This window comes from Rhizobium sp. BR 315 (assembly GCF_050577975.1).
Taxonomy (GTDB): domain Bacteria; phylum Pseudomonadota; class Alphaproteobacteria; order Rhizobiales; family Rhizobiaceae; genus Rhizobium; species Rhizobium miluonense.
In genome coordinates, this window is the sequence record NZ_JARWKZ010000037.1 from 16,452 (window position 1) to 36,499 (window position 20,048).

A 20,048-nucleotide genomic window follows, 5' to 3' on the forward strand; every position below is an offset into this window, starting at 1 on the left:
AACGCGAAGGAAAGGCCAAATCATGACCTCAGAAATCGATTCCGCCACTCTGCTTTCCCGCGCCAGCCAGTTGATCGATCTCGCCCGGAAAGCCGGGGCGGATGCGGCCGATGCCGTCGTCGTGCGATCGCGCGCCCATTCCGTCAGCGTGCGCCTCGGCAAGGTCGAGGGCACCGAGTCCTCCGAGAGCGACGACTTCTCGCTCAGGGTCTTCGTCGGCAATCGCGTCGCCAGCGTTTCGGCCAATCCCGGCTTCGACCTGAACGCCCTTGCCGAGCGCGCCGTGGCCATGGCCAAGGTCTCGCCGGAGGATCCCTTTGCCTGTCTGGCCGATGAGGCGGATCTGGCCAAGAGCTACCCCGATCTCGAACTGTTCGACCCGACCGAGGTTTCCACGGAGCAGCTTCGCGAAGCGGCCTTGGCGACCGAAGCGGCAGCGCTCGCCATTTCCGGCGTCACCAATTCTTCCGGGGCCGGTGCTTCGGCCGGCATGGGCGGCCTGGTGCTCGTCACGTCGCATGGCTTTGCCGGCCACTATATGGGCTCGCGCTTCGGGCGCTCCGTCAGCGTGATTGCCGGCGAGGGCACCGGCATGGAGCGCGATTACGATTTTGACAGCCGCCTCTATTTCGCCGATCTGGACACGGCTGAGGAGATAGGGCGCCGCGCCGGCGAGCGTGTGGTCAAGCGCGTCAATCCGCGCCAGGTTCCGACAGACAAGAATGTCACCGTCGTTTTCGATCCGCGCGTCGCGCGCGGCTTCGTCGGCCATATCGCCGGCGCCATCAACGGTGCCTCCGTCGCCCGCAAGACCAGCTTCCTGCGCGACAAGATGGGGCAGCAGGTATTGAAGGCCGGGCTTTCGATCACCGACGATCCGTTGGTCGTGCGCGGTCCGGCTTCGCGCCCCTTCGATGGCGAAGGCGTGTCGGGCAAGCGGCTCGTCATGATCGAGGACGGCGTGCTGAAATCATGGTTCCTCTCCACCTCGGCGGCGCGCGAGATCGGCGGTGGCCTGAAGACCAACGGCCGCGGCGTGCGCGGCGGCACGGCCGTATCGCCATCCTCCACCAATCTGGCGCTGGAACCCGGCGATATATCCCCGGAAGAACTGATCCGCAGTGTCGGAACCGGCTTCTACGTCACCGAGCTGATCGGCCAGGGCGTCAACATGATCACTGGCGAATACAGCCGCGGCGCCACCGGTTTCTGGATCGAGAACGGCGAATTGACCTTCCCGGTTTCGGAGGTGACGATTGCCTCCAACCTGAAGGAGATGTTCATGCGCGTGACGCCGGCCAACGATATCGACCGCGATTTCGGCGTTGCCGCCCCGACGCTCGCTATCGAAGGCATGACGCTGGCCGGACGTTGAGGAACAAGCTGAGATTGGAAGTTGTGAATGAGCGATAGCCAGAAGGCCGGCCGGCCGAGCGATGTGGACCTGATTGTCGAGGCCGCGCTCGAGGCAGGCAGGATCGCTCTCGGCTTCTTCCGGCAATCGCCGGAGGTCTGGTGGAAGAACAACGGCCAGTCGCCCGTGAGCGCGGCCGATTTTGCCGCCAATGAAAGCCTGGCGGCCGCTCTGCGTTTGGCGCGGCCCGACTATGGCTGGCTTTCCGAGGAAACCGATGACGATGCCGAACGGTTGTCGCACGCGACCGTCTTCGTCGTCGATCCGATCGACGGCACCAGGGGCTTCCTCTCGGGATCGGATTTGTGGTGCGTCAGCGTCGCCGTCGTGACCGACGGCCGGCCGGTGGCAGGCGTCCTTTATGCCCCTGCGCTGGATGAACTCTTCGTCGCGACCGCTGGCGGCCAGGCGCTGAAGAACGGCAAGCCCATCAACGTGTCTCAAAGGCTTGGCGACGATCTTCAACGGCTGGCGACCGGCGAAGATATGCTCAAGGGGTTCGATCCCGACTTCCGCAAGACCGTCGAGCGGGTCAAACACATTCCTTCGCTCGCCTATCGCTTGGCCATGGTGGCGGATGGCAGGCTGGAGGCGACGCTCGTCAAGCGCAACTCGCACGACTGGGATCTCGCCGCTGCCGATCTCATTCTGGAGCGGGCAGGCGGAGCACTCGTGGACCTCTCGGGCGATGCCTTGCTCTATAATCGCCCGGAAGTCTCGCATGAGGAACTTTGCGGCGCCCCTGCATCGCAGCTTCCCGAATTTCTCCGCCAGCTTTCACACAGACGAGACGGTTGACCTTTCGGTCAAAATCCCTCAGATGAAGGGCGGAGGGGGACGACAGTAGAAAGAGACGAAAATGACTGATACCAGCGGCAAAAAGCAACTCCTGCACCTCGTCTTCGGCGGCGAGCTGGAAAGCCTCGAAGACGTCCAGTTTCGCAATCTCAGCGAACTCGACATCGTCGGCATGTATCCCGATTATGCGAGTGCACTGACGGCCTGGAAGTCCAAGGCGCAGCAAACCGTTGACAACGCCCACATGCGTTATTTCATCGTTCACCTGCATCGTTTGCTCGATCCGATGGAAAAAGCGGCGTCCTGAGCTGCCTAACACCGAAATTAGCGTTTGATATTCTCGTCCGGAGAGGCGTTCTCGCTTTAAAACCGGATATGAAGCAGTATCTTTGACACAATAAAAACGAAAAATCGGCCGTTTATTCGGCCGTTTGACAATCGGGATTTGGCATCGATGATGATCAGCTGGGATAGGAGTCGATCGAGATGAGCAGCCTCAGGGCGCGTCTTGCCTTGAGCGCCTATCGTCTTGGCGGCATCGCCCTTTATCCGTTTATCGGGCCGTATCTCGCCGTCCGGGCGGCGAAGGGCAAGGAAGATGGTGCGCGCAACCTGGAACGTTCCGGCTACGCGAGCGCCAACCGCCCGCAAGGACCGCTGATCTGGTTCCATGCCGCAAGCGTCGGCGAGACCTCGGCAGTCATTCCGCTGATCCGCGAAATCCGCCGCCGTGATATTCACGTCATCCTGACGACGGGCACGATCACCTCCGCCAAGGTGGCGCATGAGCGCCTCGGCGAAGAGGTGATCCATCAATACGTGCCGCTCGATCTCAAACCCGCTATCAAGCGCTTCCTGGAATACTGGCAGCCCGATTGCGCCATCTTCGCCGAATCCGAGATCTGGCCGACGACGATCACGGAGCTCGGCCGCCGTCGCATCCCGCAAATCCTCGTCAACGCCCGCATGTCGGATCGCTCCTTTGCCCGCTGGAGCAAGCATCCGTCGCTTGCCGAGGCGCTGTTCGAAAATCTTGCTTTGGTGGTCGCACAGTCAGATCTCGATGCTGAGCGTTTCCGCGATCTCGGCGCCGTGCAGGTGCTCAAGTCGGGCAACCTCAAAGTGGATACCGACGCGCCGTCTTATGACGCGCCGACGCTTGCCAGCTATATGAAGCAGATCGGCAATCGCAAGACTTGGGCCGCGGTTTCGACCTTCGAGGGCGAGGAGGGGGCTGCCGCCTCTGTCCACGCCATGCTCAAGGAGCATAACAGTCAGCTTACCATCATCGTGCCACGCCATCCCGATCGCTGTAACGCGATCGAGGCGATGCTCGTGGAGCAGGGCCTCAAGGTGGCCCGCCGAACCCGCAACGATATCCTGTCAGCGGATGTGGATGTCTTCCTCGGCGATACGATCGGCGAGATGGGGCTTTATCTGCGCATGACCGAAGTCGCCTTCATGGGCAAATCGCTGTTCAACGAGGGCGGCCAGAATCCGCTGGAGCCGGCAATGCTCGGCTGCGCGATCCTGACCGGCGGCCATGTCCAGAATTTCCGCGATGCCTATCAGGTGCTCGCCCGCCGCGGCAGCGCCCGCATGGTGCGCGATACCGAGATGCTGGCGCGGGGCGTGCATTATCTGCTGACCAACGACACGGCGCGGCGCACTATGATCGATGCCGGCTTCGTTGCCGTGCATGATATGCGCGGTGCACTGGCGGCAACCGTCAAGGGTTTGGAACCCTACATCAATCCGCTTTCGGTGAAGGCGCGGTTGATGCCGAAGACGATGGCAAACGGTTAAGAAGGAAAAGGCATGGCAGCGGTCAAGCTGGGAGCGATTGCGGGTATTCTTTTCGACAAGGACGGCACGCTGCTCGACTATGACGCGAGCTGGTTGCCGGTCAATCGCGAGCTGGCCAGAATTGCCGCCCAAGACGATCCCATTCTCGCCGATCATCTGCTTTCCGCCTGCGGCATGGATCCGATCACCGGTCACATCGTCCCCGACAGCCTGCTGGCGGCCGGCAATACCAGACAGATTTCCGAGGGCCTCGTGGCCGCCGGCTCGAAAGTGGCTGTTTCGGAGCTGGTAGGAAAGCTCGATGCACTCTTTGCGCACGCGGCGGATTTCTCCTCGCCGGTTACCGACCTCGCCTCTTTCTTTCAGAGATTGCATCAGCGAGGCTACAAACTCGGGGTGGCCTCGAGCGACAATGAACGCTCCATCCGCCAGACCGCCCGCCGCTTCGGCTTCATCGACTATCTCGATTATATCGCAGGCTACGACAGCGGTTTCGGCACCAAGCCGGAGCCGGGCATGGTACTCGGCTTCTATGCGGCAACCGGTCTTTCTCCGGCCCAGGTGGCCGTCGTCGGTGATAACAATCATGACCTCCATATGGGGCGCAATGCCGGCGTGGGCCTGACCGTCGGCGTGCTGACCGGTACCGGTTCGCGCGAGACGCTGACTGCCGCTTCCGACTATTGCCTCAACGATATTACGGAGCTGGAAAGCCTGCTCATGCCGGTCGCCCAGTTGGCGTAATCTTGGCAAAGGCTTGCTTTTTCACGCAATCTGCCCTTTCTTGCCGCCTTGCTGAAGTCGCAGGCGCGAGACGGGGTTAGAGTATGGTATCGGAAGCACCACCCTTCTGGTGGCGAAAACCGGATTGGCGTGCCTGGGGGCTCTCGCCCTTTTCCTTTCTTTATGGCCGCATTGCCGGACATCGCATGGCGCATGCCCGCCGCGCCTCCGTGCGGGTGCCGGTCATTTGCATCGGCAATTTCACTGTCGGCGGAGCCGGCAAGACGCCGACGGCGCTTGCTCTCGCCCAGGCTGCGAAAGCCAAGGGTCTGACACCGGGCTTTCTGAGCCGCGGTTATGGCGGCTCGCTCGATGTCACCACGATCGTCGATCCCGCACATCACCACGCAACGGCGGTCGGCGACGAACCGCTGCTGCTTGCCCGCGAGGCACTGACGGTCATCGCCCGTCGCCGTGCCGAAGGGGCAGAACGGCTCGTGCGTGAAGGCGCGAACCTCATCATTATGGATGACGGTTTCCAGAGCGCGCATCTCGCCATCGACTACGCCCTCGTGGTGATCGATGCCGGCCGAGGCATCGGCAACGGCTATCTCGTTCCCGCCGGCCCGGTGCGAGCGCCGCTGCGCACACAGCTTCTTTATGCCTCTGGCATATTGAAGGTCGGCGAGGGCATTGCGGCCGACCGCGTCGTGCGGCTGGCAGCGCGGGCCGGAAAGCCTTTCTTCACTGCCTCGGTCAAGGTACGTGGCCAAGAGGATCTGCGCGGCCAAAACGTCCTTGCCTTCGCCGGCATCGCCGACCCGAGCAAATTCTTCCGCACGGTTGAGGCGCTCGGGGCGAACATTGCGGTCACCCGCACTTTTGGAGATCACGAGCATCCGGGCGAGGATGAAGTGTCGGATATGCTCGACATCGCCTCCCGCGAAGGTCTGGAGATCGTCACCACATCAAAGGATTACGTCCGCTTGATCGGCCATCACGGCCGCGTCGACGAATTGCTGAGGCGTTGCAGGGTGATCGAGATCGATATGGTCTTCGAGGATCCGCAAGCGCCCGGCCTGATCATCGACAGGGCGATCGCAGCCGCCCGCGAGCGGCGTCTAGGCGAAGGAAGCAGCATAAAGACTGGCTAGAGCGCTATTGCCGTGCAATGCGGACGCGCGAAGAGAAATCAGCGCTTCTGATTGGGAAGCGCGCCGGCGCGCTTTTCGGCTTCGAGCGAGGAGATCACGTCGGCATAAGGCTCTTGGCGGGCGACGCTCCAGTAGCGCAGCTCATCCAGCGCGATGCGCTGGCCGGTCACGGCGCAAATGACATGAGAGCCGGGCATCAGGATCTGGAAATCGCCGTCGAGATAGCGAATTTTCGCCTCGCGGTTCCCATGTCCCTCGAAAAGATTCATATGCTGCCCGTCCTCGATCTCTGTCACCTGTTTGCCATACAGCGCCGGACGGGACTTTTCCAGAGCATTTCCCGGAAAAGTGCGCAGCGATTTTCCGTCTGGAATGCATGGAACACTCTACTCCCTTCGAAGCCGGCTGTCTTCAGCTGCGTCCGAAGAGCCGCTCGATGTCCGTGAGCTTCAGCTCTATATAGGTCGGCCGGCCGTGATTGCACTGGCCCGAACCCGGCGTTGCCTCCATCTGGCGCAGCAACGCGTTCATCTCCTCGGGCCGCAAGCGCCGTCCCGAGCGCACGGAACCGTGGCAGGCCATCGTCGCCGCGACATATTCGAGCTTGGCGGCAAGCCCGGAGGCCGTATCCCACTCCGCGATCTCGTCGGCCAACTGCCGGATCAGCCCTTGCGCATCGACCTCGCCGAGCAAGGCCGGCGTCTCGCGCACGGCAATCGCCCCGGGGCCAAAACGCTCGACGGCAAGACCGAGTTCGCCAAGCTCCTCTGCAAACACCATCAACCGGTCGCAATCCTCTTCCGGAAGATCGACGATCTCCGGGATCAGCAGGACCTGCGAGGACAGCCGTTTCGAGTGCAAGGCTTTACGCATCGCCTCAAATACCAGCCGCTCATGCGCAGCGTGCTGATCGACGATGACGAGGCCATTGTCCGTCTGGGCAACGATGTAATTCTCATGCAGCTGCGCCCGCGCGGCACCCAGCGGGAAGCCGGCCGCTTCTTCTGCCCGCACCGATTCAACCGGCGGGGTGGCTTCGGCGCGTGCTGTGGGCGTGATAAGTCCTTCAAAGGCAGCTTGAGACTTTTCTCCGAAACCATATCCTCCCGCGGGTGCGGGCCTCTCATAGGGGCGGGATGGCGAGGTCTCCTGCGTCCAGGGTGCAGCTGGTGGCGATGGCCGCCATCCCGGCTGGAAACCGGAACGGCCGGCGCTGAAGGCACGCAACATGCCATCCGCGCCTGTGGTCGCGGCGCGATCCCCCTCCCGTGCCAGGGCCTCGCGGACAGCGCCGATGATCAGGCCGCGCACGAGGCCGGGATCGCGGAAGCGTACGTCGGATTTCGCCGGATGCACGTTGACGTCAACCAGCGCGGGGTCGAGCGTCAGGGAGAGAACGGCGACCGGATAGCGGCCGGCGGGAATGGTTTCGGCATAGGCGCCGCGGATCGCCGACAGGATCTGCTTGTCTTGCACCGGCCTGCTGTTGACGAAAGCATATTGATGGGCCGAGTTGCCACGATTGAACGTGGGAACGCCGGCAAAGCCGGTGAGACTCACATCCTCGCGCACCGCGTCGAGCGCGATGGCATTGTCCTTGAAGTCGCTGCCGAGGATCTGCGCCATGCGGGCGAGATGATCGTCGCCGGTTGCCGGAAATTCCAGCGTCGAGCGGTCGCTGCCCGACAGCACGAAGCGCACCTGCGGGAAGGCGATTGCCATGCGCTTGACGACTTCGGTGATGGCAGCTGCTTCCGCCTTCTCGGTTTTCAGGAACTTAAGCCGGGCCGGCGTGGCGAAGAACAGGTCGCGCACCTCGACGATCGTGCCGGGATTGGCCGCTGCCGGACGCAGATGCAACACCTTGCCGCCGGCAATCGCAATCTCGGCGCCACCGGCGGCACCCGCCCTGCGGCTGGCGATCGACAGTTTCGACACGGAAGCGATGGAGGGCAGGGCCTCGCCGCGGAAGCCGAGCGTGCGGATATCGTCCAGCGTCTCGGAAATTTTCGAGGTGCAGTGTCGCCGGACCGCGAGCTCGAGGTCCGCTTCTTCCATGCCGGAGCCGTTGTCGCTCACCCGCAGCAGCGCCTTGCCGCCGCCGGCCGTCGCAATTTCGATGCGCGTCGCGCCGGCATCCAGCGCGTTTTCGATCAATTCCTTTGCGGCGCTCGCCGGGCGCTCGATGACTTCGCCGGCGGCGATCTGGTTGATCAGGGTTTCGGAAAGTTGCTTGATGGCCATGTTGTCATTCTCGTGGATTCGCGGCGGCGAGGGAAGAGGAAAGGCGGTCCGGCCGTTCTCATCCACGCGTTTCCACCCCGGACTTTGTTAAGGAATTTAATCAATGTTTAAGGGAATGATGACAGGTTGCGAGGCAATAAACTTGAAATGACTGCAGGTGGCGCGCCTCGTGCACGCTGAGGGCTCTTGATGGCAGGTTGGCGGCCATCAACTTCCACGAGCTAAGTTCCATCTGTTTCAAGTGCCCAGGCCAACATGATATTTTCATAAATTTGCCCTGCAGAGCGAGCGGCGCCCTGCCGATTTGCCATGCTGTGAAACTGGTTGAGTGTAGGAATCGAACGAATGACTGCCGAGATTGAGAAGGCAGCTTTGGCAATGATGACGGAAGATCTACCTTCCGGCAGCGTTCTGCACCCGATGTTCTTCGACGCTCTCTGTGACGGACTTTCCAGCGCCTTCTTTGCCTACGACAAGAACGATCTCCTGCTGTTTGCCAGCCGCCAGGTTCTGAACTTCTTTCCAATCCAGCCCGAGTTCCTGCAATCCTCGACGCGATTGCGCGATTTCCTGGGCGCGGTCTTCGATAGCGGTGTGCTGAGCCAGGGAAATCAAGGCAAATCTCCGGCCAACCGTGACGGCTGGATCTCGCAACGCATCGCCTCGCATTGGCGTGAGCGCGTCGAGATGACCGAACATTTCGTCGACGATCGTCGGATCCGCATCATCAATCGGCGGCTTTCGTCCGGGATCGGCTTCTGCATCCTCTCCGACGTCTCGGAAATGAAGAAGCGCGAAGAGCAGTGGCGCATCGACATGGAGCGGGTGCAGCTCACGGAAGATATTCTCGACAACTTGCCTTTCCCGCTTTTCGTCAAGGACCAGAACATGGTCTACGTCGCGGTCAACAGAGCATTTTGCGATAAATTCCAGACCGCGGCAGACGAGGTTCGCGGTCGCAAGGGCGTCGATCTGTTCTCTACTGACCTTGCCCATCGTTTCGACGAGAGCGACCGGCACGTCATCGACACCGGAGAGATGTCGATTTCGCGCCAGCGCCAGATCGCCCGTGATGGCGTCGAGCGCGATATCGTGACGCGCAAGCAACGCATCGGCAAGCCCGGCCGCTATTTCCTGGTCGGCACCATGCAGGACCTGCCGAAGGCCGGAGCCGATTTCGACGAGTTTGCGCTGGCGTCGCACATCAAGGAAAACGGCGACCGATCCTATCGGCGCGCCTATGTTCCGATGGCTGCCCTGCAGACCATTTCGCGTCGTCCCGCCGCGATGGAGACCTTCGCTCCGGAGAATTTCAGCGGTCGCAAGATTCTCGTCGTCACGTCAGATTTTGCCGCCGAGACGGCGGCGCTGAAGACTCTCGGCACATATGGTTTCGACGCCTGTGTCGTCCACGACGAGAACGAGGAGGCCGCGTTTCTGGATGTGGCAAGCGCCCACGACGTCAAGATCGATCTCGTCATCGTCGACAATCAGCTCGGCAAGCGCGGCATCGAGCTGGCGGAGCGGCAGAACGTGCCCGCCCTGTCGCTGGATGGCTCGCAGCTCACCACGGAGCTGCCGTTCCTGATCGCTCGCCATTTCAACCGCAATATTCGCGGCGAGCTCGGAGACGTCAAAGGAGCTGCGCTTGCGCAGGAGTGGCGGCACGGAAGCGGCGAAGACCGCCGCGTGCAGGTTGTGGTCGCCGAAGACAACGACATCAATCAGATCGTCTTCGCGCAGATCCTCGAAGGTCTCGGATATAGCCATGTCATTGCCGCCAGCGGCGATGACGCCGTGCGCCTCTGGCAGGAACATCGCCCCGAACTGATCCTGATGGACATCTCGTTGCCGGGCCTGAACGGGTTCGAGGCGGCAAGATTGATCCGAGGTGCGGAAAAGGGCAGCGGCTCGCATACGCCGATCATCGGCGTGCTCACCCAGGCCTTTGAGCGCGATCGCAACGAATGCGCCGATGCCGGCATGGACGATGTCATCCTGAAACCGGTCAGTCCGGATATTATCGAGACTGTATTCCAGAAATACATGCGCAATATCCGCAAGGTACAGAGCAGGTAGATGTTACGATGATACCACATTCGGCGGCGGGTTATTGTGGGCGTCGAATAACCGTCGTCTTGCCATCCTTTGTTAAGACTTCGCCTTCATGCTTTTTCCAGGGTGGAGAAAACATCGGAACCGAATATGAAATCGGCTGAAATGCTGCTTGGGCCAGTCAGTCAGGAATCGCAGGCCTTAGCTTATACCGATCCGCTGACGGGATTGGGCAATCGCCATCGCATGCGCGAACGCACGCGCCAGCTTTCGCTCGAGCGCGCCAGCGATCCCGCGCCCTTCACCGTCGGTATTGTCAATCTGGACTCCTTTAAACCGATCAACGATCTGTTCGGCGTCGAAGCCGGGGACGAAATCCTCTGTCAGGTTGCGCATCGCCTCAAGGCATGCATTCCGGATGGGGCGGCTGTAACCCGTCATGATGGCGACGAGTTCGCCTTCGTCCTGCCCCTGGTTTTCGAGCGTCTCGGCGCCGAGAAATTCGGGCAGATGATCCGCGAGGTGCTGTCGGCTCCCTATGATCTCGGCGATCGCAACGTTCGACTATCCGCCTCCTTCGGCTTCGCCATCCATCCCTTCGGAGGCGAGGAGTTCGACGATCTCCTGAAGAACGCCGAAACGGCACTCTACCGCTCCAAGCGCCGCGGCCGCGGCCAGATCACCGTCTATTCCCGCGAGATCGCCCAGGAGATGAAGCGGGCGACGCAGCTGGAGCAGGCGTTGCGAAATGCCATCATTTCCGACGCTATCGACGTGCATTTCCAGCCGATCGTTTCGCTCGCCAACAATATGGTACTCGGTTTCGAGGCTCTTGCCCGATGGAACGATCCCGATCTCGGCTTCGTTTCTCCTGCCGTCTTCGTGCCGCTCGCCGAGGAGCGCGGCTTCATCGACGCGCTGTCCGAAACGCTTCTGCGGAAGGCGGCGGAGGCGGCGCTCTCCTGGCCGCGCGAGCTTTTCCTGTCCTTCAACTTGTCTTCGGCACAGCTGATGGATCCCGGCACCAGCAGCAGCGTCCTTGCCATTCTCGCCCGCGTCGGCCTGGATCCGCATCGCCTCGAGCTCGAAATCACCGAAACCGCTGTAATGAGCTCGGCCGAAACCGCGCATCGTATCATCGCCGATCTTCGGGCTGCCGGAGTCCGCATTTCCCTCGACGATTTCGGCACCGGTCAATCGAGCCTTGGCCGTTTGCGCGAATTCATCTTCGACAAGGTGAAGATCGATCGGGCCTTCGTCTCCCGCATGAATTCCGACAGGGCCTCCGAGCACATCATCAAGGCTGTTCTTGCCATGTGCGAAGGGCTGGAGCTGCGCGTGGTCGCTGAAGGCATCGAAGAAAATTCGGAGGCCGCGAAGCTGAGGGCGCTCGGCTGCGCGATGGGGCAGGGCTACTATTTCGGCAAGCCGGCCGATAGCGCTGCGACGCTTCGCTATCTGCAAACACATTATTTCGAACTCGGCAGCGAGCGCGAGATCGCTTGAGGCGGCAAGCATGTCCAAAGAAAGCGGCGGCCGGAAAGGGTCGCCGCTTTCTTTTTGATCAGGCTAATCCTGTTACTTGCTGGTCGACGACGTCGTCATGTTGTCGGTCGCCGGCATGGTTGTCGTTCCCTCCAAACGCGCCGCCTTTTCCGAAGCCTGCATCATAAGCGTCTTGAACTCGGGCGCCGATTTCAGCGCGGCGGCCGTTTCCGTCGTCGTCAGCTTGATTGTACCATCCTGTGCATTCTGGGTGGCGTTGATCTTGCTGAACGGCACGGCGACATTCTTCTGGCCGAGGCCGAGGAAGCCACCGACGCCGACCACGGCTGCGACGACACCGCCCTGCTTCTGCAGGATCAGGTCGTTGATGCTGCCGATACTTTCATTCTGACCATTATAGACCGACTGGCCCATATAGGTCCTGGCACTGATCTGATCCGCGGACTGCGTGGTCAGATAGCCGCCCGCCTGCTCGGTGCCCGTTGAGCCTGTTGACGCAGCGGGAGCCTGAGCCTTGGTTTGCGGCGTTGGGCTATCCGGCTTTGCGGCGCCGGGCGTCGCCGGAGCGGATTGTGTCAGCGGCGCATTGCCGCTGTTGCCTGTGCCTCCGTTCGACGGCTGTTGCGCCTGTGCGAAAGCCATCGGCGAGAGCACGGATCCAGCGGCAAAGATTGCGCCTGCAGCGACGGAGGTGAAGAGTTTCCCAGTCATCGTGAACCTACCTTTCATTCTGATGGGCATGCCTAGTGACAGGCATGCATACCAGTGCGAGTGGATTTCCTGATTACTGACCATCATCGTACCGGTCGTAAGGCAAATGGCTCAGGGAAGCTTTGGTTCCGTCAAAAGTTGCAGAAAGTCGATGTCTCGAGGTTGCAAACGGGGATAATGTTATGAGAAAACAATGCGTTGATTTACCAATGCGGTCCGAAAGTTTAAACGCGTCAGCTGCGTCGAAATATGGCTGCGCCTATTTTTACGACATATAACCTGATCGCGGCGGCGCCATCCGCATAGCGGAAATCGCCTTCGCACCCGAGCGCGAAGGCGAAGGTCAATCAAAGCTTGTAGGGCGGATCGAAGACGCCCCGGACAGTCGGGCCGAGCTCCAGAAGCGCGCCGGCCTGTGGCTGCATGGAGCGCGCTTCGTCATCGAGCCCTTCCCAAGCGGTGGTCACCGCCAACCGGTCGGCATTCTTGCCGATGAAGGCGGGGCAGGAGGGCTGCATGGCAGGCACGCGATAGCGCTCGATGCGCAGTCCGTCCGGGCTGTATTTGTCGACGAAGCCGGATCCCCAGCGAGCATTCCAGATATAGCCGTCGGCATCGCAAACCGACCCATCGAGACCGCCCGGATCTTCCATACTGTCGACCATGACGATCGGCTCGCCCGCCGGAAGCCCGGTCTCCGGATCGACGAGGACGCGCATCAGCTGGCTGACGCGCGTGTCGGTAAAATAACCGATGGTGCCATCTGGTGAAAAGCAGATCGAGTTCGGGATGCTGATCTGATCGAAGATCTTGGTGACCTTGCCGCCGGCGACATGATAGATGGCGCCCGCCTGCATCTCGGCGCGCTTGCCCATGGTGCCGATCCAGAGCGAACCGGAAACATGCGTGCGTCCATCGTTGGAACGGTTTTCCGGCTTGTCGGCCTCGATTGCCGCATAGAAGCTCAATTCGCCGCTCGCGATGTCGCGGAGGAACAGGCCTTCTTCGGTGGCGATCATCTGCCGCTCCGCATCGACGCGGGCAAGCACGCTCGCCATCATCGGCAGCTCGTGGACCTGCTTCTTGCCGGTCGGCAGATGCAGCTCATGCAACTCTTTGCCGAGGATATTGAACCACCAGACAGTGTCCGTATCGGGATCGTAGGTCGGGCCTTCTCCAAGGACGGATGAGGTATTGCAGAGAATATTTCCCTGAAAATCATGAATATCGGTCATAGATCAGGCTCCTATGGCGGCGTCATAGGCGTAAATGGTGGTCTTGGCGCGTTCGGCAACCTCTGCGGCCGTCATTCCCGGCTTGTAAAGGCTGGTTCCCAAACCGAAGGCCAGGATGCCAGCTTTGGTGTAATCGGCGAAATTCTTGTCCGAAACGCCGCCGACTGCAGCGATAACAAGCTCCGGCGGCAGAACGGCGCGAATGGCTGTGATACCGGAAGCGCCGAGCACGCCGGCGGGGAAGAATTTCAGGCCGGTAGCGCCGGCACGGGCGGCCGAAAGCGCCTCGGTCGCGGTGAAGACACCGGGCATCGTCACCATGCCCTTGTCGCGCGCGCGGCTGATCACCGCGGGCTCGACATTCGGCGTCACCAGCAGCTTGCCGCCGGCGCCGTCCAGCCTGTCGACATCTTCCACAGTCAGCACCGTGCCTGCGCCGATCAGGCAACCGGCAGGCGCCATCTTGGCAGCGATTTTGATCGAGTGAAAAGCCTCGGGCGAATTCAACGGGATTTCGATGGCAGTGAAACCGGTTTCGATCAGCGCGCCGACGATATCGGCGGTTTCCTCTGGCTTGATGCCGCGGAGAATAGCAATCAGCGGGCGCTTCATGGGCGGAAAGGGGACACGGGTTGTCATCAGCTTTTGCTTTCGTTCTTGAGCCAGATCGCTTCGGCCGCAGCGGAAAGCCCGCGACGAACGGCAGCATCGGCGTCGATGGTCTGGTAGGGGAGGGACAGGCTGCGGAACGCTTCTTCATAGAGCGTCTGCAGGCGTCCGGAGGCGACGAGCGTGATGGCGGCTCCTTGCCCGGCAGAAGACAGAGCGCCGGCGATCTCGGCGCCGATCAGCGTGCCCGAGATCAGCGCCTGCGCCCCGGCCGCCGTTGTGCCGTGGAGAAGCTGGCCGGAGCGGGCGGTGAACATCAGATTGGTGACGAGCTGCGGCTTTTCGAATGCAGCCTTGAGGGCCGCTTCGAAGGCCGTGGTGTCGGCAGGCATGTCAGCGGCGCCGGCCACGGCATGCGACAGAATGCTGTGCTTGGTGATGACGTCGAAAAGTTCGCCCGTCATGAAGGTGGAAAAGCCCGTCACCCGGCCGTCGACAACGCGCACCCATTTCGAATGCGTTCCCGGCATGCAGACGATCTGCTCGCCTTTGGCATCGGCGGCAATCGCGCCGAGCAACTGCGTTTCTTCTCCACGCATGACATCCGGAGCGTCCTTGGCTCGCTGCGCCAGGCCTGGCAAAATGCGCACGTCGCGCGACTGCCCGGGAACGACAACTGCGCCCGTGAGAATAGCTGCCAGCGATGTCGGCGTATCGATGTAGCCGGCTTCGACCCAGCCCTGGCGCGCACCTGCCATGCCGCAGACGATGACAGGAAGATCCAAGGGCGCGGAGATGGCATCCAGATGCGCCTGCAAGATATTGGCGAAGCCGGCTTGAGCTGCCGTCGTCATGCCTTCGCCGCTTCGGCGTTCCGCCAGAATATTGCCGTCTTCGCCGATCAGCCACAGCCGGAAACTGCTGGTGCCCCAGTCCACCGCGATAAATGCGGGCTTAGTCATGAGAAATGCTCCAAGTCTTTCATTAGAAAATGCCGCCATCGACGATAACGGATTGTGCCGTCATCCCGCCCGAGCAGTCGGACGCAAGGAAAAGCACGGGTCCCACAAGATCCTCGGCCTTCAGCACGCGCTTGAGGCATTGCCGCTCGATGGTTTTGGCCATGCCGTCCGCCGTCAGCCACAGCTCGAGCTGTCGCTCCGTCACGATCATGCCGGGCAAGACGGCGTTGACGCGGATGTTTTCCGGACCGAAGCGACCGGCAAAACTTTTCGTCAGCCCGATAATGCCGGATTTCGCCGCTGCATAGGAAGAAAGCGCCGGCGGGTTCATCTTGAAGACGATCGAGGAGAAATTGATGATCGATCCGCCACCGGCCGACCGCATGCCGGGTGCCGCAGCCTGCGAAACGAAAAAGACCTGCTTGAGGTTGATCGACTGGCTGTTGTCCCAATATTCCTCGGTCGTCGTGTCGATATCGTGCCGGTCGTCCCAGGCCGCGTTGTTGACGAGCACGCGGATCGCACCGAGATCGGATTCCACTGCCGCAACCGTGCTCTTGATCGTGCCGACATCGCGCAGATCGGCGTGGTAGAAGGAGACGGGATGCGCCGACTGCGACGAGAGCCTCGCGGCGAGCGCCTTGCTCGGCTCCTCCGCAATGTCGATGAAGGCGACTTTCGCGCCTTGTTGGGCGAACCCTTCGACGAGTGCTGCGCCAATGCCGGAGCCGCCGCCGGTGATCAGCACCGTACGATCCTTCAGATCGGGAAATTGCGCCTGTGTCTCAGCCAAGGTGTCTCCTCCTCGGTTTGCGAATTAGTTCCATTATTTGGAACAAAATTTGACTATGTGGAATTATCTGATTACACTTCCATCGTGTCAAGGATACCGCGCCAGTGCGAGCGATAAATGAAAGGATGTGGAGCTGAGTTCGGATAGCGAAAAGGCAGATCGCCGTCGCGAGCGGGAAACCGGCACGCTGGGAAAGCTCGTCGCACTGCTCGACCTCGTTGCGCTCGCCGAAGGTCCAATGCGCTTCACCGATATTCTTTCCCTGTCCGATCAGCCGCGGGGCACGCTGCACCGGCAATTGTCGCATCTCGTCGAAGAAGGGCTCCTGGAGGTCGATCGCGATGGGCGCTACCTCATCGGCATCAGGCTCTTGAAACTGGCCTCGCGCAGTTGGGCGCGCAACGAATTTCGCGCCGTTGCCGAGCCGCATCTGCGACGCCTGCAGGAGGTCACCGGCGAAACCGTGCATCTTGGCGTCCTGCGCGGTTCGGAAGTGATCTATCTCGACAAGGTCGAGGGCCGGCAGTCCGTCCGCATGTATTCCCAGATCGGCAACGCGTCCCCGGCGTACTGCACCGGCGTCGGCAAGGCAGCCCTCTCTGCGCTCGACGATGCCAAACTTGCCGAGCGGATCGCCGACCTCGAATTTCGACCCTATACCGAGCACACGCTGCGGAGCGCCGCTGAATTGCTCGCGGATATCCGCGACATCAGAGTGCGGGGCTATGCATTCGATCGGGAAGAGCATGAGAGCGGCATATGCTGCGTTGCCGCGCCGATCTGCTCCGATGGCGATCACATGCTGGCGGGTGTCTCGGTAACCGGTCCCGCCTATCGTGTCACGTCGGGGAAACTGCAGGATTGGGCGCCCCTGGTGGTCGCAACTGCCGATTCGATTATGACTGATATGCGCAATCGGATGGGTCCGAAGCGATAATCCGGTGCCCGTTTGCCGCAGCCATCACATGAAATTCGTCAATTTATCGCTGTTCGCGCCGGACCTTAGCGAAATTGCGTATTTAACTTAAATTTGATTATTGAGATGTGCGTAAGAACTGCCATTATCCTCGCATGATTGCTGAGATCATAAAGGATTTGGCGGAATGGCAGACGGACATCGTAGTAATGAACGTTGAAGCGATCGGAATCCTGTAAATCTTATATTTGCGCAAACGCCGGTTATCCGGCGCCGGTACGATGACGTCGAGGGAAAAGGCGACAGAAGTTACTCGTTTTTTCCTCTTTTACATAAAGAAGACTAGCAAATGGCAGCATTGATGCAGGCGGGAGCGTCTCCTCGAGGCGAAGATTTTATTGAGGAAATTGGCAGGCTGAAGACACAGTTTGATGTGTTTCGTTTCATGAAGGGATTGACCGAAGCCTATCGTTGCCGGGCCTTCATGGTCGTCAACCTGCCGCCGATCACCTCCTTCGAATTGCAGAGCAATACCGTGATCAACAATTGGCCGGCAGAGCTTCTTTCGACCTACGATCAGGAGGGATTGCTGCCAACCAGCCCCGTGCTGCAGCGTCTGCGCCGCACCACGCTGCCCTTTGTCTATGACCTGGCGCTGGCCCCGAACCGCGAGGCGAGCAAATCCCAGCTCGTCATCGCCTTGTTCGAGAAGTTTCGCATGACGCGCTTCATCTGCCTGCCGACCCATGATGCATCCGGCATGCGTGGCGCGGTCTCCCTGGCCGGCGATCGCGAACCCTTTTCGCCCGAGGAGATCAAGGATCTTTGCTACGTTGCGATCCACGTTTATGACCGGCTTGCGGAGATCCGCAGCATGGATGTGCGGGTCGTCGATGCGCTCACGGATCGCGAGATCGATTGTCTCAACTGGACCGCGGCGGGCAAGACCAGTGCCGAGATCGCCGAAATCCTTGCGCTCTCGGAGCACACCGTCAATCACTACCTGAATCGAGCGACCAAGAAACTCGACACCGTCAACCGCACGCAGGCCGTCGCCAAGGCCTTGCGGGTGGGATTGATCAAGTAGCAGCCTTTCCGGCCGATAGCTTCGCTGGCGTCTTAATGGCAGAGCCCGATGATCGAGATTCGAGCAGCTTTGTGCCCGAATCTGGCATGTTGCGCATAAAATATGCGGAAGCGCCGCTCTGCGGCTGACAGGTCAAGTGGGCCGACTGCCGCCAGATGATTGAAATGCATCGATTTTCGCGGTCCTGTGAAAAGTGGCACGCTTCCTGCTTCTTAAGTGGCAGAAGTCCGGAGGGGACTTTGATAACAGCGCCGAACAACGTGCGCGGATCAAATGACCGTCGCCGATGCCCTTGTCGAAGTTTTTTCGGCGAAAAGTATCGGCGGCGGTTGTTGCTTATTTGGCACGCCGGCCGAGATCAGTGGCGCTCACTGGGCGATTTTCGCATTCTTGCCTTATTCCTTTCGGCTGCCTGCCCTATGTCCGCCCGCGAAAACGTCCTTCCCGTTTGGGAGAGTGTTGCGGCTGGTAGGGTCATAGACCCGGCGGACCTGCCGGCCGCAACCAAGACGCTTTTTAACGACTGCGCCGAATTTCGTTTGGCGAAGTCCTGCCACTCCACTATCTAAGCCAGATGGATGTCGAGAGTTTGCTGTGAATGGCGCTCTCTCGATGCAGCGCGTAGTGAGGATGGCATGGCAGACATCACCAAGGAACAGGTGCTGGAAACGTTGAAGACGGTTCGCGGCCCGGATCTCGAGCACAATATCGTCGAGCTTGGCATGGTGTCGGATGTCTTCATCTCGGACGGCAAGGTGTATTTCTCCATTACCGTCCCCGCCGAGCGAGCCAAGGATCTCGAGCCGATGCGTCTTGCGGCCGAGCGTGTGGTCAAGGACATGCCCGGTGTGAAGGGCGCCATGGTTGCTCTGACCGCCGACAAGAAAGCCGGCAGCCCGACGCCCCCTCCGCCTCCGTCGCAGGCTGCCCCTCATGCTCATGGCCATACTCATCCGCACGGTCAGCAGCAGCCGCGCGCTGCCAAGATTGGCGTTCCCGGCGTCGGCGCCATCATCGCGGTCGCTTCGGGCAAGGGCGGTGTCGGCAAGTCGACGACGGCGGCCAATCTCGCGCTCGGCTTGGTGGCCAATGGCCTGCGCGTCGGCATACTCGACGCCGACATCTACGGTCCGTCGATGCCGCGCCTGCTCAAGATCTCCGGTCGGCCGACCCAGATCGATGGCCGCATCATCAATCCCATGCAGAATTACGGCTTGAAGGTCATGTCGATGGGCTTCCTCGTCGAAGAGGAAACCGCCATGATCTGGCGCGGGCCGATGGTGCAGTCCGCACTGCTGCAGATGCTGCGCGAAGTCGCCTGGGGCGAGCTCGATGTGCTCGTCGTCGACATGCCGCCAGGCACCGGAGACGTACAGCTGACCATGGCGCAGCAGGTGCCGCTTGCCGGCGCGGTCATCGTTTCGACGCCGCAGGATCTGGCGCTCATCGATGCCCGCAAGGGGCTGAACATGTTCCGCAAGGTCGAGGTTCCCGTCCTCGGCATCGTCGAGAACATGAGCTATTTCATCGCTCCGGACACTGGCACCCGCTACGACATTTTCGGCCATGGCGGTGCGCGCAAGGAGGCCGAGCGGCTCGGCATCCCCTTCCTCGGCGAGGTGCCGTTGACCATGGGTATCCGCGAGAGCTCGGATGCGGGAACGCCGCTGGTTGCGGTCGAGCCGAACGGCGTCGTCGCCGGTATCTACCGCGAGATCGCCGCCAAGGTTTGGAAGCAAATAGCCGATACGCCGCAGCGTTCTGCCCCCTCGATCGTGTTTGAATAATTCACGGCACCTTGTCTGCTTTCTGTATAGCGACGGATTGTCTTGCCTGTATCCTGTGCTATGACTTCGCCGGATTGTGAAATCTGCGGTGAAAGCGCACGGTAAAGGGGTTGTGACTTGATTCTTTGCGAGCTTTGCTGCATATGCGCCGCCGGCGTGGAGCTGGTCGGTTATTTCCGATGATTGCCCTCCGCCGAATGGTGGTTCCGTTTCGTCCGGTCAGGCGGCTTCGCCGGGACGGACAATTG

18 protein-coding genes are annotated in these 20,048 nt (G+C 60.8%); 11 read left to right on the forward strand and 7 right to left on the reverse strand.

Annotated elements, in window-relative coordinates:
- Positions 1 to 22 precede the first annotated feature (22 nt).
- The 6 genes from QD409_RS25900 (at position 23) to lpxK (ending at position 5,895) form a co-directional block, all read left to right on the forward strand.
- The gene (locus tag QD409_RS25900; protein WP_092846924.1) at positions 23 to 1,375 is read left to right on the forward strand and encodes a TldD/PmbA family protein; all 1,353 of its coding nucleotides are present in this window, start codon (positions 23 to 25) and stop codon (positions 1,373 to 1,375) included.
- A gap of 27 nt (positions 1,376 to 1,402) precedes the next feature.
- Entirely contained in the window at positions 1,403 to 2,212 is an 810-nt protein-coding gene (locus QD409_RS25905) for a 3'(2'),5'-bisphosphate nucleotidase CysQ (RefSeq protein WP_430764036.1), read from the forward strand.
- A gap of 61 nt (positions 2,213 to 2,273) precedes the next feature.
- The gene (locus QD409_RS25910) at positions 2,274 to 2,519 is read left to right on the forward strand and encodes a DUF4170 domain-containing protein (RefSeq protein WP_092846928.1); all 246 of its coding nucleotides are present in this window, start codon (positions 2,274 to 2,276) and stop codon (positions 2,517 to 2,519) included.
- Positions 2,520 to 2,698: 179 nt separating this feature from the next.
- Complete coding sequence (gene waaA / locus QD409_RS25915) at positions 2,699 to 4,018, forward strand: lipid IV(A) 3-deoxy-D-manno-octulosonic acid transferase (protein ID WP_430764037.1); 1,320 nt, start codon at positions 2,699 to 2,701, stop codon at positions 4,016 to 4,018.
- 12 nt (positions 4,019 to 4,030) lie between these two features.
- Positions 4,031 to 4,762, forward strand: a complete 732-nt coding sequence (locus QD409_RS25920; protein WP_092846932.1) for an HAD family hydrolase — start codon at positions 4,031 to 4,033, stop codon at positions 4,760 to 4,762.
- An 83-nt stretch (positions 4,763 to 4,845) separates the two neighbouring features.
- The gene (lpxK, locus tag QD409_RS25925; protein WP_092846934.1) at positions 4,846 to 5,895 is read left to right on the forward strand and encodes a tetraacyldisaccharide 4'-kinase; all 1,050 of its coding nucleotides are present in this window, start codon (positions 4,846 to 4,848) and stop codon (positions 5,893 to 5,895) included.
- Between the two features lie 38 nt (positions 5,896 to 5,933).
- On the opposite strand, the gene QD409_RS25930 is transcribed toward lpxK, so the two are convergent.
- Together QD409_RS25930 and mutL are read right to left on the reverse strand one after the other, a co-directional pair.
- Complete coding sequence (locus QD409_RS25930; RefSeq protein WP_092847137.1) at positions 5,934 to 6,164, reverse strand: DUF2093 domain-containing protein; 231 nt, start codon at positions 6,162 to 6,164, stop codon at positions 5,934 to 5,936.
- A gap of 142 nt (positions 6,165 to 6,306) precedes the next feature.
- Entirely contained in the window at positions 6,307 to 8,139 is a 1,833-nt protein-coding gene (gene mutL / locus QD409_RS25935) for a DNA mismatch repair endonuclease MutL (RefSeq protein WP_092847139.1), read from the reverse strand.
- Positions 8,140 to 8,484: 345 nt separating this feature from the next.
- Between mutL and QD409_RS25940 the strand changes: the two genes are divergently transcribed.
- Positions 8,485 to 10,218, forward strand: coding sequence for a response regulator (locus tag QD409_RS25940; RefSeq protein ID WP_092846936.1), 1,734 nt, complete (start codon positions 8,485 to 8,487; stop codon positions 10,216 to 10,218).
- Positions 10,219 to 10,344: 126 nt separating this feature from the next.
- Positions 10,345 to 11,700 carry a putative bifunctional diguanylate cyclase/phosphodiesterase gene (locus QD409_RS25945; protein ID WP_092846938.1) on the forward strand — a complete coding sequence of 452 codons (1,356 nt, stop codon included), beginning with the start codon at positions 10,345 to 10,347 and terminating at the stop codon, positions 11,698 to 11,700.
- 72 nt (positions 11,701 to 11,772) lie between these two features.
- On the opposite strand, the gene QD409_RS25950 is transcribed toward QD409_RS25945, so the two are convergent.
- The 5 genes from QD409_RS25950 to QD409_RS25970 form a co-directional block, all read right to left on the reverse strand.
- Positions 11,773 to 12,411, reverse strand: coding sequence for a PRC-barrel domain-containing protein (locus QD409_RS25950; RefSeq protein ID WP_092846940.1), 639 nt, complete (start codon positions 12,409 to 12,411; stop codon positions 11,773 to 11,775).
- A gap of 347 nt (positions 12,412 to 12,758) precedes the next feature.
- A complete protein-coding gene (locus QD409_RS25955) occupies positions 12,759 to 13,646 on the reverse strand; it encodes an SMP-30/gluconolactonase/LRE family protein (RefSeq protein ID WP_092846942.1) in 888 nt (295 codons plus the stop codon).
- A gap of 3 nt (positions 13,647 to 13,649) precedes the next feature.
- A complete protein-coding gene (locus tag QD409_RS25960) occupies positions 13,650 to 14,285 on the reverse strand; it encodes a 2-dehydro-3-deoxy-6-phosphogalactonate aldolase (protein WP_092846944.1) in 636 nt (211 codons plus the stop codon).
- The gene (locus QD409_RS25965) at positions 14,285 to 15,217 is read right to left on the reverse strand and encodes a 2-dehydro-3-deoxygalactonokinase (protein ID WP_092846946.1); all 933 of its coding nucleotides are present in this window, start codon (positions 15,215 to 15,217) and stop codon (positions 14,285 to 14,287) included. Before QD409_RS25965 ends, QD409_RS25960 begins: the two co-directional genes overlap by 1 nt.
- Before the next feature lie 22 nt (positions 15,218 to 15,239).
- Entirely contained in the window at positions 15,240 to 16,010 is a 771-nt protein-coding gene (locus QD409_RS25970) for an SDR family NAD(P)-dependent oxidoreductase (RefSeq protein ID WP_092846948.1), read from the reverse strand.
- A gap of 133 nt (positions 16,011 to 16,143) precedes the next feature.
- Here QD409_RS25970 and QD409_RS25975 point away from each other — a divergent pair, with 133 nt between their 5' ends.
- From QD409_RS25975 to QD409_RS25985, 3 genes are all read left to right on the forward strand, one after another.
- On the forward strand, positions 16,144 to 16,947 hold the full coding sequence (locus QD409_RS25975; RefSeq protein WP_092847141.1) for an IclR family transcriptional regulator: 804 nt from the start codon (positions 16,144 to 16,146) through the stop codon (positions 16,945 to 16,947).
- A 328-nt stretch (positions 16,948 to 17,275) separates the two neighbouring features.
- Complete coding sequence (locus QD409_RS25980; protein ID WP_092846950.1) at positions 17,276 to 18,013, forward strand: LuxR family transcriptional regulator; 738 nt, start codon at positions 17,276 to 17,278, stop codon at positions 18,011 to 18,013.
- 635 nt (positions 18,014 to 18,648) lie between these two features.
- On the forward strand, positions 18,649 to 19,800 hold the full coding sequence (locus QD409_RS25985; RefSeq protein WP_092846952.1) for an Mrp/NBP35 family ATP-binding protein: 1,152 nt from the start codon (positions 18,649 to 18,651) through the stop codon (positions 19,798 to 19,800).
- The last annotated feature ends 248 nt before the right edge of the window (positions 19,801 to 20,048 follow it).

Coding starts and splice junctions, on each gene's coding strand:
- QD409_RS25900 (WP_092846924.1), top strand. CDS start 23: ATGACCTCAGAAATCGATTCCGCCACTCTGCTTTCCCGCGCCAGCCAG.
- QD409_RS25905 (WP_430764036.1), top strand. CDS start 1,403: ATGAGCGATAGCCAGAAGGCCGGCCGGCCGAGCGATGTGGACCTGATT.
- QD409_RS25910 (WP_092846928.1), top strand. CDS start 2,274: ATGACTGATACCAGCGGCAAAAAGCAACTCCTGCACCTCGTCTTCGGC.
- waaA (WP_430764037.1), top strand. CDS start 2,699: ATGAGCAGCCTCAGGGCGCGTCTTGCCTTGAGCGCCTATCGTCTTGGC.
- QD409_RS25920 (WP_092846932.1), top strand. CDS start 4,031: ATGGCAGCGGTCAAGCTGGGAGCGATTGCGGGTATTCTTTTCGACAAG.
- lpxK (WP_092846934.1), top strand. CDS start 4,846: ATGGTATCGGAAGCACCACCCTTCTGGTGGCGAAAACCGGATTGGCGT.
- QD409_RS25930 (WP_092847137.1), bottom strand. CDS start 6,164: ATGAATCTTTTCGAGGGACATGGGAACCGCGAGGCGAAAATTCGCTAT.
- mutL (WP_092847139.1), bottom strand. CDS start 8,139: ATGGCCATCAAGCAACTTTCCGAAACCCTGATCAACCAGATCGCCGCC.
- QD409_RS25940 (WP_092846936.1), top strand. CDS start 8,485: ATGACTGCCGAGATTGAGAAGGCAGCTTTGGCAATGATGACGGAAGAT.
- QD409_RS25945 (WP_092846938.1), top strand. CDS start 10,345: ATGAAATCGGCTGAAATGCTGCTTGGGCCAGTCAGTCAGGAATCGCAG.
- QD409_RS25950 (WP_092846940.1), bottom strand. CDS start 12,411: ATGACTGGGAAACTCTTCACCTCCGTCGCTGCAGGCGCAATCTTTGCC.
- QD409_RS25955 (WP_092846942.1), bottom strand. CDS start 13,646: ATGACCGATATTCATGATTTTCAGGGAAATATTCTCTGCAATACCTCA.
- QD409_RS25960 (WP_092846944.1), bottom strand. CDS start 14,285: ATGACAACCCGTGTCCCCTTTCCGCCCATGAAGCGCCCGCTGATTGCT.
- QD409_RS25965 (WP_092846946.1), bottom strand. CDS start 15,217: ATGACTAAGCCCGCATTTATCGCGGTGGACTGGGGCACCAGCAGTTTC.
- QD409_RS25980 (WP_092846950.1), top strand. CDS start 17,276: ATGGCAGCATTGATGCAGGCGGGAGCGTCTCCTCGAGGCGAAGATTTT.
- QD409_RS25985 (WP_092846952.1), top strand. CDS start 18,649: ATGGCAGACATCACCAAGGAACAGGTGCTGGAAACGTTGAAGACGGTT.